We start from the raw sequence: 17547 nt of genomic DNA, 5'->3' as shown, positions 1-17547 counted from the left end.
GGTGAGGCGGTCGGCCAGAGCCGCGTGAAGGCGGCGGTAGATCTCACGTCTTCCCCGTTGTACGGACGCGTGCTGATGCATGCGGATTCGTGAGCGCTGGTGCCCGGATCGGTCCTCCAGCGTGGCCGCCATGAAGCCGAGGAGTGCGCTGTCGTCCACGGCTGCCACGGCTGGTCCGGTGCCTTGCCACGCTGCCACGAGGCGATGGGCCACGTCGGCATCGGAGAGATCAGTGTGTTCCCGCTCTCGCCGGCCGGCGTGACGGCTCCCAGGGGGTACGGAATCCGAGTGCAGCCGGGCTGGAAGGCGGCGATGGCGTGGCCGATCGCGGAGGTCGCGCGCATGTCGGGCGTGACGGCCCGGACCCTGCGGCACTACGACCAGGCCGGTCTGCTGCCGCCGGCGTGGATCGGCGCGAACGGCCACAGCTACTACGAGGAACCGCAGCTGCTGCTCCTGCAGCAGATTCTCGTACTGCGGGCGCTGGGCCTGGGCCTGTCCGAGATCGGCCGGATCCTGGCCGCGCAGGTCGGCGAAGTGGAGGCCCTGCGCGGCCACCTTCGCCGGCTGCTCGCCGAACGCGACCGGCTCGACGCCCTGGCCGCCACCGTCTCCCGCGCCATCACCGAACTGGAGCGGTCCAGGAAGGACGGCAGCCCCATGACCAGCATCAACCGAGCGGAGAACTTGTTCGAAGGCATCCGGCCCACCCAGTACATGAAGACCTTGCGCGACTTTCCGGAGCTGGCCGAGGCCGTCCAGCAGTACAACTCGACGCTCAGCGAAGCCGAGATCGAGGCCGCCCAGCGCGAGCGCACGGCCCAGATGATCCGGCTGGCCGAACTGCTGGCCGCCGAGGTGCCCGCCGACTCCGATGCGGTGCAGGCCGAGATCGACGCCCAGTACCGCGCGCTGAGCCGGATTCGGGTGGCCACTGCCGACGAGTACCGCGCGATCGGACGTTCCCGCGTGGAGAACGAGCACTGGCGCGCCGCGTACGAGTTGATCGCCATTGCAGCACGGGCCGGACGAGCTGCCACTGACCGAGGAGGAACTGGTGGAATGGCGACTCTGGATCACCACGGTGTTCCTGCCCAACCTCCGGACCATGCGGGATATCCTGGTCAACAAAGCCGACCTGCTGGCAGAACCACATATGCCACCCGTCCTGCTGGAGGTCTACGCGCACGCTTCCTGGGACGAGGTCACCGCGGCCAGGTGGGAACAGGGCAACCTCACGCTCGAACAACCCCCGACTCCCTTCCCGATGACGGAGATACGCCGTTACGTCCGTGAGAATTTCGACCGGCTCAAGCAAGAACAAGCCACTGTGACGGGGCGCCGTCGGCGGCGAAAACGCCCCCCCTCCAGGTGACTGAACCGCCGAACCGGGCCCGCCCTACCGTATGTGCGGTGCGGTCCCGGACGGGCCGGCGCTCAGCTCCGCGGCGTATCCCCGTCGTGCGGATCCGGGTGGGAAGTGCGCAGGCGGGAGATCAGCGCTCCTCCGTACCGGGCGGCCAGCGAGGCGAAGAACCACAGGACGAAGGCGTACGGGAGCAGCCAGGCGACGACGGCGCTGAGGGCGAACCAGAGGCCGACTGCCCAGGAGTTATCGGTGTGCCGACGGGTTTCTGCGGCGTCGCCGGTGATCAGGCCGGTGCTGGTGGAGATCTCCTTGATGACGGCCTCGCAGCAGGCCATGGCCGCGATGGTGCCGGCGAACAGGGTCTGCGCCAGCGGATTGCCGACGGACACGCCGATGACCGCTGTCGGGAACGGAAGGAACGCGACCAGCATGAGGAATGGCGCGTGCCAGGCCGTGAAGGCGGCAGACAGCTTGCCGATCCGGTCCATCAGCTTGTGGTGGCGGCGCCACACCGACCAGAGAAGGACGAATGCCAGCGCGAACGCCAGGTAGGAGTCCCGCTGGTCGACCAGGAAACCACCCAGCGCACGAGCCGACGCGAGCTCCTTCTCGTCCGGGCGCTTCAATTCGACGGCCAGCAGCGTCATCGCGATCGCGAAGATCGCATCCGTGAAGAAGGTCAGCCTCTCGGGCGAAAACCCCGGCTTCGGCCGCACATTTCCGCTCATCCGAACTTCCTGACATCAGGATTCCCTGTGTGACCTTGAAGGGTGCTGGTGGCGAGGGGTGAAAGGGTGGGCCGACCGGACTGGGGGCACATTTCGGTGTCAGCCACTGGCGGCGGGGATGCGGTGGCTGTCCCCGGTGACAATGTCCCTGCCGCTGTGGAAGCTATCGTGCTTCTGCTCATCCCGAGGCGAAAACACGTCGACCGGGCCGGCGTCCCGGTCGGTTCAGCCGATCGGTACCGGCATCTCCCGCAGGGCGTGCTCCTCAGCCGGCCACCGGCTGCGGCGCGCCGCGCTCGGAGCCTTCCTTCAGTACGAGGGTGAGCAGGCCGGGGAAGCGGCGGTCCAGCTCTCGCGCGCGCAGTGAGTTGACCCGGCGGGTGCCCTCGTCCCGCTGGCTGATGACGCCCGCCTCGCGCAGCACCCGCAGGTGGCGGCTGAGCGCGGACTTGGCGATGGGCAGGTCGAAGGTGCCGCAGGGCACCGCGGACTCGGTGGAGAGGGTGAGGACGATGCTCAGCCGGACCGGGTCGGTGAGTGCGCTCATGACGGTGAACAGGTCGAAGTCCCGCTCGTCGGGGTGGAGCAGGGGGGAGGACGTTCGGCTGGCCATGCCCTCAGTATCCCCCACTGTCCCGCGCGTGGTCAGCCACCGAACCATGTTCACTTTAGCGCGAACATGGTTTACCGTCGTGATCGCCGCTCGACCGAGCGCACCACCGCGTTCCGCGTGCCCGGTGAAAGGAATCCGCCATGCCCGCGCACACCCCCACCCCCACCGCCGCCCCGATCGGCGTCGGCATCATCGGCCTCAGCGCCTCCGGCGGCTGGGCCGCCCGCGCCCACTTGCCCGCACTGTCCGCCGTACCGGGATACGAGGTCCGCGCCCTGTCCGCCAGTACTGCGCGGTCCGCACGGGCCGCGGGCGAGAAGTACGGCGTTCCGCTGGCCTTCGGCAGCGCCGACGAACTCGTACGGCGTGCCGAGGTCGACCTCGTGGTCGTCGCGGTCAAGGTCCCGCACCACCGCGAACTGGCCCTGGCCGCCCTCGAAGCCGGGAAGATGGTCCTCAGCGAGTGGCCGCTGGGCAACGGTCTCGCGGAGACCGAAGAGCTGGCCGCCGTCGCCGAAGCCCGGGGTGTCCGCACCTTCGTCGGGCTGCAGGCCCGCTCCGCGCCGCCGGTCCGGTACGTACGGGACCTGATCGCCGACAGGTACGTGGGGGAGGTGCTGTCCACCAGCATCATCGCCTCGGGCCGTCGCTGGGGGGCGCGGTTCGAGCCGGACGGCGCGTACCTCCTCGACCGCGGCAACGGCGGCTCCATGCTCACCATTCCCTTCGGTCACACCATCGACGCGGTGACCATGGCCCTCGGTGAGTTCACCGACCTGGACGCCACCATGGCGACCCGGCGTCCGAAGGTGTACGACGAAGTGACCGGCGAGCCGGCGCGGATGGACGTGCCGGACCAGATCGCCGTCAGCGGCGTACTCGAAGGCGGCGCGGTGGCCTCGGTGCACTTCCGTGGCGGCCTGTCCCGCGCCACCAACTTCCACTGGGAGATCAACGGGACCGCCGGCGACCTGCTGGTCACCGGCGATTCGGGTCATCTGCAGTTCGGCCAGGTCACCGTGTACGGCGCGCGGGGTGAGGACGCGGTGCTCGCGGAACTGCCGCTCCCCGACGCGTACGCGACGCTCCCCGCGTTCGCCGGCCGCACCACGGAGGTGGCGTACACCGTGGCCCACGCCTACGAGCAGATCCGGACCGATCTGGCCGGCGGCACCCACCATGCCCCGGACTTCGCCCACGCCGCCCGCCGCCACCGCCTGCTCGACCGCATCGAGCGCGCCGCCGGCTTCTGAGCGGGCGACGGCGGGGGCCCCGGCTCGGCCGCCCCTGTCAGCGGCTCTCCAGCCGCCACCACTGGCCCGGGCGGTCCCGGTCCTCCCACTGCTGGACGTTGGCCCCCGGCTCCGGACTGTCGTCGGCGACCTCCAGGAGCAGGCCGCTGGCGTAGTTGGTCAGCGTGAACGTGCCGGGCGTGGCCACGTCCTGTTCCAGCAGCCACTCCTGCGCGCCGTAATGGTTGGCCTTCCACTGCTGGACGTTGGCGCCGTTCTCGGTGGAGGCGCCGGTGACGTCCAGGCGCTTGCCGCTGCCCACGTTGGTCAGATGGCGCAGTCCGCTGCCGGGGTGGACCTCGGTGACCCGCCACAGCTGGGCCGGTGAACCGTCCTCCGTGCCCTGCCGCACGTTCGCCCCGCTGCCCTTGCGGCCGTCCTCGACCTCCAGCAGCAGGCCGCTGCCCACATTGCGCAGCACATACGCCCCCTCGCCGACCGCCGCAAGACCCTCGGCATCTCTCACGTCCGCCCCTTTTTCCGTCGTCGCGGCCCACCGCCGTCGATTCGCTCAAGTGTACGAAAACGGGTGTGGCTGCCGTGTTCGCCGCGCCGGAACGTCACGCGGGAGACGGCCCGGAGCATGATCGTGGGGCTCGCGGAACAGGCCGCTCGAAAAAGGTCATGGTGCAGCCGCTGCGTTGACTGGCTCCGAGCCAATATACTCGGCAGTGCTTCGGGCGCCCGTCCCACTGCGGACGGGCTCCGGCCGAGGCTGCCTGGGTTGGGTGATGCGGGGGATTGCCCGACTCGGGTCCAGCCGCTGCCGGCCGCTCCTCCCGGCCCGCGTTCGCGGGTGGTGGGGGGAAGGGAGGAGCGGCGGGCGGAACGGCGCCGGGACCGGGGGGACTTGGCGCCGTTCCCTGCTGTGGCCCGGTGGGTCAGGCGTCGAAGCCGCGGCGCGCTTCCTCGATGTGACCGAGGTACCGGTGGGTCCAGCCGCACATGGCGTCGACCGTGGCGCGCAGGGCCCGGCCCGGTTCGGTGAGGGTGTACTCGACCCGCGGCGGCACGGTGGGGTGGACCTTCCGGCCGACCAGGCCGTTGCGCTCCAGCATGCGCAGGTTCTGGGTGAGCATCTTGTGGCTGATGCCCTCGACCTCGTTCCGCAGCGCGCTGAAACGCAGGGTGCGCTCGCCGAGCGCCTCGATGATCAGGAGCGCCCACTTGTTGGCGACGTCCGAGAAGATCTCCCGCGCCAGAGAGTCCGCGCGCCGCAGGTCGGCGTACTCGGGTGACCACTGGAAAACGCCTGGGAACGGAGCCGGCTCCCTGTACCGCCACACCGGCCGTCAAGCGGTGCGCGTCCCCGCGACGCAGGCCGCGCCTTCCAGGCGGAGGAGTTGTTCCTTGCGCTGCAGGCCGCCCGCGTAGCCGGTGAGGGTGCCGTTGGCGCCGATGACCCGGTGACAGGGGCGGACGACCAGCAGCGGGTTCCGGCCGATGGCGGTGCCCACCGCGCGTACCGCCGCGCGCGGGGCGCCGATGCGGGTGGCGATGTCGCCGTAGGTGAACGTCTCGCCGTACGGGACGGCCTCCAGGGCCTCCCAGACGCGCTGCTGGAAGGGGGTGCCCCCGGGTACGTACTCGATGGCGAAGCTGGTGCGCCGGCCCTCGAAGTAGGCGCTGAGCTGTGCGGCGATCTCCGTGAAGGCCGCGGGGGCGTGGGTCCACGTGCCGAGGACCGTGGCGCCGCCCTTCTGGTCCGGTACGGACAGGGAGGTCAGCGCGGTGCCGCCCGGTGCGGTGGTGGACGGTTCGCCCACCAGCAGCAGGTCGCCGAGCGGGCTGCCGAGTGTCGTGTGGACCGTCGTGGCCGTCATCGTCCGGCCCCTTTCTCTGTTCTCTGAGCTATGGCGCCGTTCACCGGCTCGTCCGTCACTTCCACTGTGCCGCCGCCGGGGTGTGGCGGCTGGCGGGATTCGGACGTCGCATTCCCGCTGGCGACGCCCGTGCGGGCGATGGACGTGTCCGCGTACCGCCGCCGAAGCGTCCGGTGCGTCCGGTGCGGGGCGGTAGCGGCGCGCGCCGCCGGAGCCAGTGCACCCGCCGGGGCCGCCACACCCTCAGAGCGGGCCCCGCAGCCTATCGCGCCACGGGCGGCACCCGCCCGTCGCCCGGCTGCCGGTCCCGCTGCCCACGAGCGCCATGACCAGCCGCGTTCCTGGGCAGCATGACCATGGAGGACCCCGGCCGGCCGTACAACGGTGCGGCGGGGGAGCCGGGGTGCGGCGGGCCGGGGACCGGGTCGGGGGCTTCGGTGCACCCGTTACGATCGGCGGCATCGTGGCCGTCGCCGGGAGGAAGAGATGGGCCTGTTCCGCCGTGGACCGAAACGGGATCCGCGCGATGCCCCGCGCGACGGGGAGTTCTCCTTCTTCTCGGAGCGGGAGGGCGGCGTCTTCCGGGCGCAGGTCCGGCAGGCGTTCGCCGAACGGGGCCTGGAGGTCACGGTGTACGCGGGCGTGGTCGCCGACGCCGGCGGCCGCCGGTTCGGCCTCGGCAACCTCGCCGCGGTCTGCCACCGCGACCGGCGCGGCGAGCGGGTGTGGCCGGGGATGATCCGCGACCACGTGGGCAAGGTGCTGCGCACCATGGACGGGCCGCAGCCGATGGAGACCCTTTCCGAGGACGAGATCCGGGCCCGGCTGTTCCCGCGGGTGGTCGCCGAGGAGACCCTGCCGCCCGCGGACGCCTTCCGGTACGGGCGGACGCCGGCCCCCGGGCTGCGCGAGGTGCTGGCCCTGGACCTGCCGGAGGCCGTGCAGATGCTCAGCGAGGACTCGCTGACGGACCTGGGCGAGGTGCCCGAGCTGCGGATCAGGGCGCTGAACAACCTGCGCGCGCTGCCGGTGGAGGGGCACGAGACGGTCCGGCGCGGTGACGGTTCGGCCTTCGAGGTGGTGCTGGGCGACTCGTTCTTCACCGCCAGCCGGGTGCTGGTCCTGGAGGAGCTGGTCGAGCGGATCATGGGGACGCCGCTGACCGAGGACGGCGCGCTGGTCGCGCTGCCCTTCCGCCACCAGCTGGCCTTCCATCCCATCCATGACGCGCAGGTCGTCCCGGCGCTCCAGGCCATGGCGCAGTTCGCCGCGGCGGGCCACGAGGACGCGGCGGGGGCGATCAGTCCCAACGTGTACTGGTGGCGGCGCGGCGCGATGACGCGGCTGAGCGAGCCGGACGGGGACGGGCTGCGGGTGGTCGTGGACGTCGACTTCCAGGACATGCTGGAGCGGCTGGTACAGGACGAGGCGTGAGGGCGGTGCGTCGGCTCCGGGGCTGAGGTGAAAACTTTTCGCAAAGTCGGGCGTCGGCGGGGAACCCCGCACCCGGTTCGGTCGTTTCACCAGGTGAGGCCCCGCGTCATCCCCCGTGCGCGGGGCCTCACCAGACTTCCGCCCGGGGCCCGGGCCGCCGCCTCAGTCGCCGAGCCGCGCCCGCTCCTCCTCGGTGAACAGCCGCGAGCGGATGAGGAATCGCACCCCCTCGGGAGCTTCGAGGGAAAAGCCTCCGCCGCGCCCCGGCACGACGTCCACCGTCAGATGGGTGTGCCGCCAGCGGGCGAACTGGTCCGCCGCCATCCAGAAGTCCACCGTCTCGGCGACGCCCGGCACAGACAGCCGCCCGAGCAGTACGTCCGCCGCGCCCGTACGGAACTCGCCCGCCGGATAGCACATCGGGGAACTGCCGTCGCAGCACCCGCCCGACTGATGGAACATCAGCGGCCCGTGGGCCGCGCGGAGCCGCCGGATCAGCTCCTCGGCCGCCGAGGTCAGGGCGATGCGCCCGGTGAGGTGTTCCGCTCCGGCGCTCATGGCGTCCGCCGCAGACGTCCGGGGGCCGCGGGCTCGTAACGGTTCATGTGCCACTCCTTCGCCGTGCGTCCGGATCGGGGCGGTGCGGCTCCGGGGGCTCGCCGCGGAGGTGGCCGGCCGGCGCCGCGTGAAGTGTAGTCGCGGGGCGGCTCAGTGTACGGAGAGGCCGCCGTCCACGAAGAGCGACTGCCCGGTGACGTACGCCGAGGCGCGGCTCGCGAGGAAGACCGCGGCGCCCGCGAAGTCCTCGGCGAGGCCGTTGCGCCCGGTCATGGTGCGGGCGGCCAGGTCCGCCACCTTCTCGGGGTCGGACGCCAGACGGGCGTTGAGCGGTGTCAGCACGAAGCCCGGCACGAGGGTGTTGCAGGTGACGCCGTACGGCGACCACGCCTCGGCCTGGGAGCGGGCCAGCGACTCCAGCGCCCCCTTGGACACGCCGTACGCGCCGCTCTGCACGAACGCCCGGTGCGCCTGCTGGGACGTGATGTGGATGATCCGCCCGAAACCCCGCTCGGCCATGCCGGGACCGAAGCGCTGACCCAGGAGGTAGGGCGCCTCCAGGTTCACCGCCATCGTGGTGTCCCACACCGCGTCGTCCAGTTCGCTCATCGGCGGCCGCAGGTTGACCCCGGCGCAGTTGACGAGGATGTCGGGCTCACCGAACACCCCGGCCGCCTCTTCGGCCGCTTCGCGTACGGCCGTACGCGTACCGAGGTCGGCGCTCACCCACGCGGCCCGGCAGCCGTCGGCCGTCAGCTCGTCGACCGTCGCGCGCAGTTCGGCCTCCTTGCGCGCCACGGTCACGACGCTCGCGCCGGAGCGGGCGAGAGCCCCGCCGATGGCTCGGCCGATGCCGGAACTGCCGCCGGTCACCACGGCGACCAGCCCGTCCAGTGAGAACAGTTCGGTGAGATAGGTGTGCGAGGTCATTGCCGCACCTTAGACGGGCGGGCGGACGCCGGAGAGCTTCGGGGCGTTGGTACGGGCGCGACGCTGGGGCGTCGCCCGCGGACGCGTTCCGGGGGCGGGGCCGGTCCGGCGGTGCGAAGCCCCGGAGCCGGGCCCTCGGCAGACCGGAATTGGCCGACAGAGGTGCCGAATCGGCCGTTCTTGGCCCGGTCGGCAGTAGCCGTTCCGGTTTGGCGCGTATCAGGATGAAAGATGGACGAACCTATCGGGTGTCATGACGTCCCGACATATTCATGTCTATCGGGAGGGCTGTCGATGCCGTTAACCGGTCGTGAAGGGGAGCTGGCCCAGCTGGACGGGCTGATCGGGCGGGCGGGCGGCGGCGTTCCGGCGATCGTCGCGGTGTGGGGGGAACGCGGCGCCGGCAAGAGCGCGCTGCTGGAGACGGCCGCCGCCCGCGCCGCGGCCGCGGGCTTCCGGGTGGGGACGACCACCGGCGGGCCGGCCGTACGGGACACCCCGTTCGCCGCGGCCCGCCAGGCCCTCGGCCGCCCGGGCGGCGACGGACCGGAGACCCTGGACGCCTACGTCGGCCACGGTCGGGACGTGCTGGCACGCTCGCCCCTCGCGGTGTGCGTCGACGACCTCATGGACATCGACGCGTCGACGGCCCGCTGGCTGGTCGCCCTGGCCGCGTCCGACCGGCCCGCACCGCTGCTGGTCATCGGCGCGGCCGGCGACGACCCCGAGGGCGGCCGGTCGACCGGCGTGGCCGAACTCCTCGCCCGCGCCGAGCACATCGAACTGACCGGCCTGCCGCCGGACGCCGTCGCCGGATTCGCCGCGCAGCAGTGCGGCCTCACGCTCGACGCCGCCGCGGCCGCCGTGTGCCACGAACTGACCGGCGGCAACCCCGGCCTGCTGCTGGCCCACCTGGCAGGCCGCCCGGCGACGGCCGTCACGGCACCGGACCTGCGCGGCGCGATCGGCCCCGAAGCCCTGCGATGTACCCGGCGGTGGCTCGACGACCTGCCCCGACCGGCCCTGGCCATGGCCAGGGCCGTCGCGATTCTGGGGGACAGCGCGGAGGTCGCCCACGCCGCCACGCTGGCCGAACTGCCGGTGCCCGGGGCGCTGCAGGCCATCGACACGCTCGTGACGCGGCAGGTGCTCGCCAACCGGGTGCCGCCGGCGTTCCGGCACCCGCTGCTGGGCGCCGCGGTGCTCGCCGGGATGCCGGTCGGCTCCCGGATAGCCGCGCACCTGAAGGTGGCCGGGATCCTGCGCGACGAGCAGTGGGGAGCGGAACGGATCGCCCAGCAGCTCGCCGCCGCGGGCCCGACCGGGCTGGAGTGGGCGGTCGAGCCGCTGCGGACCGCGGCCCGCAAACTGCTGCACGAGGGACGGGCCGAGGAGGCGAGCCGCTATCTGCGGTGCGTGCTGCGGGACCGGCTGCCCGCGGACGTCCGCTCGGCCGTACGGCGCGAACTGGCCGAGGCCGAGACCTTCGTCGACCCGGACCTGGCACTCAGCGGACTGGACACCCTGCTGCGCGAGTCCGAGGACCCCGAGGTCTGCGCCGAACTCGCCCTCGACGTGGCCGGGATGCTGATCGACCGGGGCAGGCCGGCGGACGCCGCCTCCGTACTGGACGAGACGACCGACCGGATCGGCACCGGCCACCCGGAGGCGGTACGCGGGCTCACGCTCCGCAAGGCCACCGTCTCGCTGCTCGACCCGGCGGGCCCCTCCGCCGAGGCGCACCGCCTGGCGGACGGGCCGGAGCCGGCCGGTCACGGGCGCAGCAGGGAACGGGCCAATCTGCGGGCCGCGATCGCCGCCGACCGGGGAACGGACCGGAACGCGGCCCTCGCCGCGGCGCGGCAGGCGCTGACCGGGGTGGAGCACGGCGACCTCGGGCGCATCTGGCAGAGCTGCGCGGCCCTGATCCGCGCCGACGAACTCGCCGAGGCGCGGTCCCACTGCTGGCGCACCGGGCGGCTCAGCCGCGCGATGTCGGGCCGTCGGGCCGGTCTGACGGCGGATATCTCCCGCGCCAGGATCTGCCGGGTCGCCGGGGACCTGCCCGGCGCCGTGGCCATCCTGCGGCCGGTGATCGAGGAGATCGGCCCCGGCCGCACCGCGCTGCCGATCATCACCGGTTTCGCGGTGGCCGGCCTGGTGGAGGCGCTGGTGCTCTGCGGTGACCAGGAGGAGGCCGCCGCGCTGCTGGCCGCACACGGGTCCGGTGAGCACGGTCCGGACGACGAGCCGCACGGCCGGTACGAGGGTCCGTACCTGCTCGCCGCGCGGGCGGCCCTGTGGCGGCTGCGCGGGGAACACGCCCGGGCGGTCGCCGATCTGCTGGCCGCCGGGCGGCAGCTGACGCGCCGGGGAGCCGTCAATCCGGCGATCGTGCCGTGGCGCTCCCGCGCGGCGCTCGCGCTGGCCGCCGACGGCGCCACCGACCCGGCCGAATCCCTGGCGCGCGAGGAACTGGAGGCCGCCCGCCGCTGGGGCACGCCGCGCACCATCGGGATCGCCGGGCACGCCCTCGCCATGACCCGGTCGGGCGAGCGCCGGCGCATGCTGCTGGCCGAAGCGGTACGGCACCTCGAAGCGTCGCCCGCCCGCCTGGAACTGGCGGTGGCCAGGGCCGACCTGGGTGCCGCGCTGCGCGCCGCGGGCCGGCCGGCCGACGCGGACCGCGAGTACGCCGCGGCGCTGGAGCTGGCCGGCGAGTGCGGTGCCGTGCCGCTGGCCCGGCGGCTGGGTACGGCGCCGGAGCCCGCCCCGGCCCACGACAAGCCACTCCGTACGCATCCGCTGCTGACACCGCAGGAGTCGAAGATCGCCGGGCTGGCCCGGAGCGGCCACACCAACCGGCAGATCTCCCAGATGCTGTTCCTGACCATGCGCACGGTGGAGTTCCACCTGTCCGGCGTCTACCGGAAGCTGGGCATCTCGGGCCGCCAGGAGCTGGCCGCGGCGTTCCCGGCGCAGCCGTCCGCCGAGACGCCGGACGACCGGGCGCGCCCGGTGTCCGACGGCAGCGCCCGTCACACCGGACCCGGTCCGTCCTCCTCCCGGCCCCTGACGCCGGGCCGGGTCAGGGGACCGGCGTCCGTGGCAGGTCGGTGACGATCCGGCCTGCCAGGAAGCGTAGGTGGTTCTCCTGGTCCAGGGTCAGACCGAGCCGGTTGTTGGCCAGGTGTGCGCAGCGCAGCAGGATCAGTGTGGTGGCCGGGTGCGGCAGCGCGGCCAGGTCGGGGCCGTGCGCCAGCGGCGAGCCTGCCCACGCGGAGGTGAAGGTGCCGGAGTCCTCCCAGCCGGTGAGCCGGTCCTGCAGCCGGCGGATCGACCGCAGCCAGTGCGCCTGCGGGGTCGACCCGGTGGGGTCCGGGGCGAGCTGCCACACGCGCAGCGCACGTTCCCGCAGGTGGTCCCGTCTGGCTCGGTAGTGCTCCTCGGTGGCGGCGGGCTCGCTGCCACCGGCGAACGGGATGAGCGGCTGCCCGCTCGCCACCCACTGCGCGCGCAGCTCGTCGCACAGGGCCAGTACGGACAGCATCAGGTCCAGGGCGAGCAGTGCCCGCTGTTGCCCGGTCGCACCGGCCGCGATCAGTGCCAGGGCCAGTTCGCTGGACTCCTGGAAGTGTTCTTCGGTGGAGGCCATGGCCGCGCCGTGCCCGTACACGGCGTGCTCGCGCCGGTACGGCAGGAACTCGACCGTGTTGTTCGGGCGCAGCACCCGGTCGTGTTCCGGAAGGTCCTCCAGGGAGGCCAGTTCGCCGGCGAGTCCGGCGTACCGCGTGCGGTCCACGGTGTCGGGCGCCGGACTGTCCCGCAGGAAGGCACCGATCGCGGTGGCGGCCCGCTGCCGTACCGCGCGGGCCGCTTCCGTACCGGTGGGCAGCAGGCGCAGCCGTACGTGCGGGCCGCCTTCCCAGTACCGCAGGAAGAAGTAGCGGTGCAGCAGCCCGTCGGCGGACAGGCCGGCGACCAGCGGGCGGACGCACTCGGTGAGCAGGGCGTCGTGGCCGGTGTCGCGGAAGACGTGGGCGCACACCCAGTCGGACGCTTCGGCGGTGGCGGGGTGCACCGGGCGGTCAACGGCGGACATCGGGACCGACCTCCACGAGATGTTCGGTGACGCGGGCTCCGGCGTCCCCGTAGTGCGGCGCGGCGGACGGGTCGGGCAGGGCTTCCTGGAGGAACAGCAGACTGCCCTCCTCGGTGAGCATCCGCTCGAACAGCCCGACCAGCAGCAGGTCGGCGAAGTCGATGTACAGCGGTTTGCGTGACTTGAGCTGCCAGATGTTGCCGCCGGTCAGCGTGGACGGATCCAGCGCGCGCACGAAGCAGCGCTCCGGGACGCCGTGTTCGCGCAGCCAGGCGGCCAGGCGCAGCAGGTACGGGCGGTCCGCCTCGCCCTTGCCGCGCACCGGCGCCTCGCCCGTACGGAACACCCACTGGCGGCGGCTGACCGTGACCGTACCGATCGTGATCCGGGGCTCGCGCAGCACGCCTTGCGCCGTGACGGGGGAGATGTCGCCGAACATCCGCCGGCCGGGAATGAGCAGGGTCGGTGTGTCGCCGAACGCCTGGATCAGCAGCCGCATGGCCGGCGGCAGCCAGAACTCCGCGATCAGACTGGGGTGCACCGGCCGCACCTGGCGGTCGCGGGTGCGCGACCACAGCACGAGGAGGTCCAGTACGGGGTCGTGGCGCACCTCCAGGTCGTGCAGCGGGATGCGCCGCTCCGCCGGACGCGGGCTCGCCGAGCCGGGGTAGTCGATCTCGTCGGTCATGGTCAGGTCGCGCAGGCCCACATTGCTGCCGTAGTGGTGGCAGGTGTCCGCCAGGATCACGTCGCCGGGCGGGCCGGAAGGTTCACCCGCCACGGTGACTCCGGCCTGGCCGAGCAGCCGGCGGATCCGGTCGCGGCCCCGCCCGTGCCCCGCGTTGACGGCGTTCACCACGAACCCGGCCGGGTCTCCGGGCCCGCCGGTCAGCTGGCCGTAGAACGCGGCCGAACCGGGCGGCCGCAGCCACGCGGGCCAGCTGTCGGCCAGCGCCGTCAGCCGGGCCGGATCGACGTGCACCACCCCGTCGGCGTCCGGCCGCGCGTTCAGGGCCGCGCCGGTGAGCCCGGCCCGTATCCGCAGCAGCTCCTTGATCCGGGGCAGCGGACTGTCGGCGAGCGGCGCGTAGCCGTGCTGCGAGACGGTCAGCAGGCCGGGCAGCTGCGGGTCCGTACGCAGCTCTTCCTGTACGGCACGGTGGAACGCGAGGAACGGTACGCCCGCGCCGGCCCCGAAGCGCGCGGTGAACAGCCGGGCCAGCGCCACCCGGCCGGGCAGCGCCGGGTCGAGCGCTGCGAAGCAGCGGCGGACGGTGTCCAGGTCGCGCAGCAGCGGTTCCCACGCCTGCCGGTCCTGGGCCGGGGGTGGTCCGACGAGCAGGGCGTTCTCGATGATGTGGTTCTTGGGCGGCACGATGACGTGCTCCGGCCCGACGCGTTCGGCGACCCGGCCCAGCGCCTCGTGGATCTCCTGGTTGCGCCGTTGACGGTCGTCCGGGTCGCTCAGCCCCGGGTACCCGTCCAGCAGCGCGGCCACCTCCTTTAGCTGCGCCGACACCTCGGCCAGCGCCGGGCCGCCGGTGTCCACCCATGCCCGCAGCTCGGCGAGCGGGTCCATCGCCTGTTCGGAGAAGGGGGGCACGGCCTCCAGCAGACCGAGCTCGGTGAGCCGCGCGAGGTACTGCCCGGCCTGTTCCCGAGTGGCGCCGCTCCGCTCGACCAGGTGGGCGGCCACCTCGTGGCGCGGGCGGGGGCCGTCGGAGACGAAGTCCAGACATGCTCGGACCGGCGCGGACACCGGGAGGGTACGCAGCGGCTCCTCCTCGCCGGGGCCCAGGAACTCCCAGTGGCCGTCGGCCAGGAGGGCACTCGGGTTGGCCCGCAGCCGGACGGCGGGTGCCAGGGCCGGGTGCTCGCGCAGCCGCCGGACGAGTTGCTGGACGAGCCACAGGTTGATCTCGACGGTGTCGCGCACCACCGGTCCGCCCGCATCCGCACGCGGACCGTCCCACCGGCCGAGGCCGTTGACGGTGAAGGTGCTGAACGGGCTGGTCTTGGCCGCCACCCGGGACAGGTACTTGGCCAGCCGCAGGGCCAGCTTCCGGTCCGGCGGGGTGCCTTCGGGACGCCGGAGCCACTTGCGCAGCTGCTCGTGGAGCACCGGGCTGCCCTGGATCAGACCGTGCCGGAACACCGGGTGCGCGGCCGCCTCGCGCAGGGCGGCATGGCGTTCGGCGGCGTCCTGGGGGAGCAGGCGGTCCAGGTCGTCGGTGTCCTGCCGGTGGGCCGCCAGAAGCTTTGACCACCGCTCGACGTCCGCCACCACCCCGGCGGGCAGGGCGGCGCGTACCTCGTCGTTCCAGCAGCGCTCGCCCGGCGTCCGCTGGTTGTGCACCGCCCGGCGCAGCGCGACCAGTGCCGGCTTGACGGCGGGGTCCTGTCCGATCAACGCGTACAGCGCGTCGGAAAGTTCCGCGCCGCGCCCGGCCAGTTCGCGCGCGCCGTCGAGCAGCGCGCCGGTCCGCCGCCACACCTCGGCCGATCGCAGGCCGTCCAGCACCGACACCGGCAGACCGCCGACGCGTACGCCGAACGTGTCCGCGACGTGGAAGCCACTCATCGTTGTCCCTGCCTTCGCGTGCGGGTCGGCTCTGGTCGTTGCGTACGGGCGGGTCCGGCCGTACGGGGAGGGGGCGGCCGGAGCGTCACGGGAACGGGTGGGGGTGCGGGTTGACGTCCGCCGGCTCCAGCGGCCCGTCCCGGTGGCCGAGCCGGGCCGGCAGTTCGCGCAGCCGGGGCAGGTCGTGGGTGCGGCGCATCCGGTGCCCGAACGTCATCGGCAGCAGACCGGGAACGATCACCTTCGCGCAGGCGAAGCCGGCGGCGCGGTGTTCGTCGGTGCTCTGGTCGACCACGATCACGTCCAGGCCCTGGGCGGTGAAACGTTCGACCACCTCGGCGAGGTCGTCGCGCAGGTCCGCGTTGCGCGGCCGGCACGTCGCCCGGGCGAACGCCTCGGCCACCGGCTGCGCCGCGTCCTCGCCGGGCAGGAAACCGAACCGGTCGTACGCGTCCGGGTGGCAGTACAGCAGCGCGTGGTCGCGCATCTCGCGCACCTGGTGCGGATCGGCGACCATCGCCTCGATCCGGCGCAGCTCCTCGCGGTAGGCGGCACGGTTCCAGCCCAGGTTCGCCGTCAGCTCCAAGAGGCCGTTGAGCAGCGCCTTCTCGGGGTCGAAATGGGCGCCCGCGGCACAGATCGCGGCGGGTTCCAGCCCGTCCCCGGGGTGCACGGCCATCACCCAGGACGTGGCGATGCCGTGCTCGGGCGTGGTGGCGAAGGCGGCGACCCGGTGGCCGGTGTCCTGCCGGATGCGCTCGGTCAGCAGCCGTACCGCCGGATCGGCCACGGTGTCCAGGTCCACGCGCGGCACCGGCAGCCGGGCGTACCAGGTGAGCAGGAACGCGTCCCGCTCGGCCAGTTCCAGGATGCCGTGCAGCGCGGCCTCCTCCAGACAGCCGCCGAGGGCACAGCCGTTGGAGACCTCGTAGGCCAGCGGGCGGGCCTGGGCATTCCCGTGATGGGTGCGGTAATAGGCGTAGTCCTCGGGCACCAGCACGGGCCCGCCGCGGCCGAAGGAGTGCCCCCACACCCAGTTGATCTCCAGGTCGGGCGTGAACGCCGGATAGGGGAATTCCGGGTCCGCGTAGCGGTCCGCGGGATACAGGCCCAGGTCGGTCGGGCACACCGCGCGGTCGGCGACCTGCTCGTAGCCCGCGCGGACGGCCGTACGCCGGCCGCCGGGCCGCGCGCCGCCCAGCCGCTCCAGGGCCTCGGCCAGCGCGGTGCGTTCACATCCGCTGTAGTCCAGGCCGCGGCCGAAGCCCGCCTCCTGGATGCCGTCGGGCAGCCGCAGCGGCGCGGAGACCATGGGGTAGGCGTAATCGGTGCGGACGTCGAGCTGTTGGACGATGCCGGTGTGCCCGTCCACGTAGGTCCGCAGCAGACCGTCCCAGCCGGTGTCGAGACTGCGTACGCGATGGGTGTCCCGGCCGAGTTTGGGCCGCGGGGTGTCCATCAGGACCGGCGGCCGGTCGTCGGGGAGGCTGCCGCACCGGGGGCAGCAGGGGTCGGGCAGGAACGGGTGCGAGTCGGCGGTGAGGGCGGCCAGGCCGATGATGGTGATCGCGTTGCGGGTGCCGGCGCGCTCCGGGTCGTCGAGCACGGCGGCGGCCTCCGCCTCCACGACGGCCGCGACCGTGTCGCGTGCCCAGGCGGACAGCAGCGGCGACGGCCGTTCGGCGAGCTGATCACCGTGGCGGCGCAGCAGTTCGGCGCGGGGACTGTCCGGCCCCAGGGCACGCTCCCTGCGGGTACGGGCGCACTGCGCGCACCCCGGCCGCCCCGGCAGGACCAGCGGCCCGATGACGACGTTGCCCAGCTCCACCCGGACGGGCAGCCACGGCAGGTCCGGGCGGCCCGGCACGTCGGCCTCCCGCCAGCCGTCGTCGACGGTGAGCAGCGCGGCGCACCGGTCGCTGTCCTCGGCGGCCGGCGGATGCCGGCGGGAGACCGCGTCGCGGACCGCCTGTGCGAGCAGCCCTTCGCCCCGTACCGCGAGTCCGGTCGGCCGGTCCGGCACGATCCCCTCCTGCGTTCCTCGCACGTTCCGTCTTTCCTGTCCCGTCAGTGGCACCGGGCCGTGCCCGACGCGCGGAACGCGCCGGGCACGGCCC

At 73.2% G+C, this 17547-nt stretch carries 13 protein-coding genes and 1 pseudogene; 4 read left to right on the top strand and 10 right to left on the bottom strand.

The features are described 5' to 3' along the window. Positions 1–312: 312 nt before the first annotated feature. Positions 313–1011 (top strand): annotated as a pseudogene (locus tag ACZ53K_RS27695) (MerR family transcriptional regulator); the annotation flags it as partial. 426 nt (positions 1012–1437) lie between these two features. Here ACZ53K_RS27695 and ACZ53K_RS27690 read toward each other — a convergent pair. Next, positions 1438–2097 carry a TMEM175 family protein gene (locus tag ACZ53K_RS27690; protein WP_468841556.1) on the bottom strand — a complete coding sequence of 220 codons (660 nt, stop codon included), beginning with the start codon at positions 2095–2097 and terminating at the stop codon, positions 1438–1440. Positions 2098–2362: 265 nt separating this feature from the next. Beyond that, positions 2363–2710, bottom strand: coding sequence for an ArsR/SmtB family transcription factor (locus ACZ53K_RS27685; RefSeq protein ID WP_468841554.1), 348 nt, complete (start codon positions 2708–2710; stop codon positions 2363–2365). A gap of 140 nt (positions 2711–2850) precedes the next feature. Between ACZ53K_RS27685 and ACZ53K_RS27680 the strand changes: the two genes are divergently transcribed. Then, positions 2851–3963, top strand: a complete 1113-nt coding sequence (locus ACZ53K_RS27680) for a Gfo/Idh/MocA family protein (RefSeq protein WP_468841552.1) — start codon at positions 2851–2853, stop codon at positions 3961–3963. A 37-nt stretch (positions 3964–4000) separates the two neighbouring features. On the opposite strand, the gene ACZ53K_RS27675 is transcribed toward ACZ53K_RS27680, so the two are convergent. The 3 genes from ACZ53K_RS27675 to ACZ53K_RS27665 form a co-directional block, all read right to left on the bottom strand. Then, positions 4001–4468 (bottom strand): RICIN domain-containing protein, encoded by a 468-nt coding sequence (locus tag ACZ53K_RS27675; protein ID WP_468841550.1) that lies wholly within the window; start codon positions 4466–4468, stop codon positions 4001–4003. A gap of 415 nt (positions 4469–4883) precedes the next feature. Next, positions 4884–5288 (bottom strand): winged helix-turn-helix transcriptional regulator, encoded by a 405-nt coding sequence (locus ACZ53K_RS27670; RefSeq protein WP_468841548.1) that lies wholly within the window; start codon positions 5286–5288, stop codon positions 4884–4886. A 6-nt stretch (positions 5289–5294) separates the two neighbouring features. After that, entirely contained in the window at positions 5295–5825 is a 531-nt protein-coding gene (locus ACZ53K_RS27665; protein WP_468841546.1) for a methylated-DNA--[protein]-cysteine S-methyltransferase, read from the bottom strand. 486 nt (positions 5826–6311) lie between these two features. Here ACZ53K_RS27665 and ACZ53K_RS27660 point away from each other — a divergent pair, with 486 nt between their 5' ends. Beyond that, positions 6312–7259 (top strand): DUF1444 domain-containing protein, encoded by a 948-nt coding sequence (locus ACZ53K_RS27660; protein ID WP_468841544.1) that lies wholly within the window; start codon positions 6312–6314, stop codon positions 7257–7259. 162 nt (positions 7260–7421) lie between these two features. On the opposite strand, the gene ACZ53K_RS27655 is transcribed toward ACZ53K_RS27660, so the two are convergent. Both ACZ53K_RS27655 and ACZ53K_RS27650 read right to left on the bottom strand, forming a co-directional pair. Further along, complete coding sequence (locus ACZ53K_RS27655) at positions 7422–7817, bottom strand: DUF779 domain-containing protein (protein WP_468841542.1); 396 nt, start codon at positions 7815–7817, stop codon at positions 7422–7424. A 150-nt stretch (positions 7818–7967) separates the two neighbouring features. Then, positions 7968–8747 (bottom strand): SDR family NAD(P)-dependent oxidoreductase, encoded by a 780-nt coding sequence (locus ACZ53K_RS27650; protein WP_468841540.1) that lies wholly within the window; start codon positions 8745–8747, stop codon positions 7968–7970. A 294-nt stretch (positions 8748–9041) separates the two neighbouring features. Between ACZ53K_RS27650 and ACZ53K_RS27645 the strand changes: the two genes are divergently transcribed. Next, a complete protein-coding gene (locus ACZ53K_RS27645; RefSeq protein WP_468841538.1) occupies positions 9042–11867 on the top strand; it encodes a helix-turn-helix transcriptional regulator in 2826 nt (941 codons plus the stop codon). Here ACZ53K_RS27645 and ACZ53K_RS27640 read toward each other — a convergent pair. The 3 genes from ACZ53K_RS27640 to ACZ53K_RS27630 all read right to left on the bottom strand — a co-directional run bounded on the left by ACZ53K_RS27640 (position 11836) and on the right by ACZ53K_RS27630 (position 17477). Continuing rightward, positions 11836–12849, bottom strand: coding sequence for a lantibiotic dehydratase C-terminal domain-containing protein (locus ACZ53K_RS27640; RefSeq protein WP_468841536.1), 1014 nt, complete (start codon positions 12847–12849; stop codon positions 11836–11838). The two genes, ACZ53K_RS27645 and ACZ53K_RS27640, sit on opposite strands and share 32 nt — an antisense overlap. Next, positions 12836–15430 (bottom strand): lantibiotic dehydratase, encoded by a 2595-nt coding sequence (locus tag ACZ53K_RS27635; RefSeq protein ID WP_468841534.1) that lies wholly within the window; start codon positions 15428–15430, stop codon positions 12836–12838. Before ACZ53K_RS27635 ends, ACZ53K_RS27640 begins: the two co-directional genes overlap by 14 nt. Positions 15431–15515: 85 nt before the next feature. Next, positions 15516–17477 carry a TOMM precursor leader peptide-binding protein gene (locus tag ACZ53K_RS27630; protein ID WP_468841532.1) on the bottom strand — a complete coding sequence of 654 codons (1962 nt, stop codon included), beginning with the start codon at positions 17475–17477 and terminating at the stop codon, positions 15516–15518. Positions 17478–17547: the final 70 nt, after the last annotated feature.

The organism is Streptomyces sp. NPDC033221 (assembly GCF_055577005.1).
This window is presented reverse-complemented; position numbering and strand designations above follow the sequence as displayed.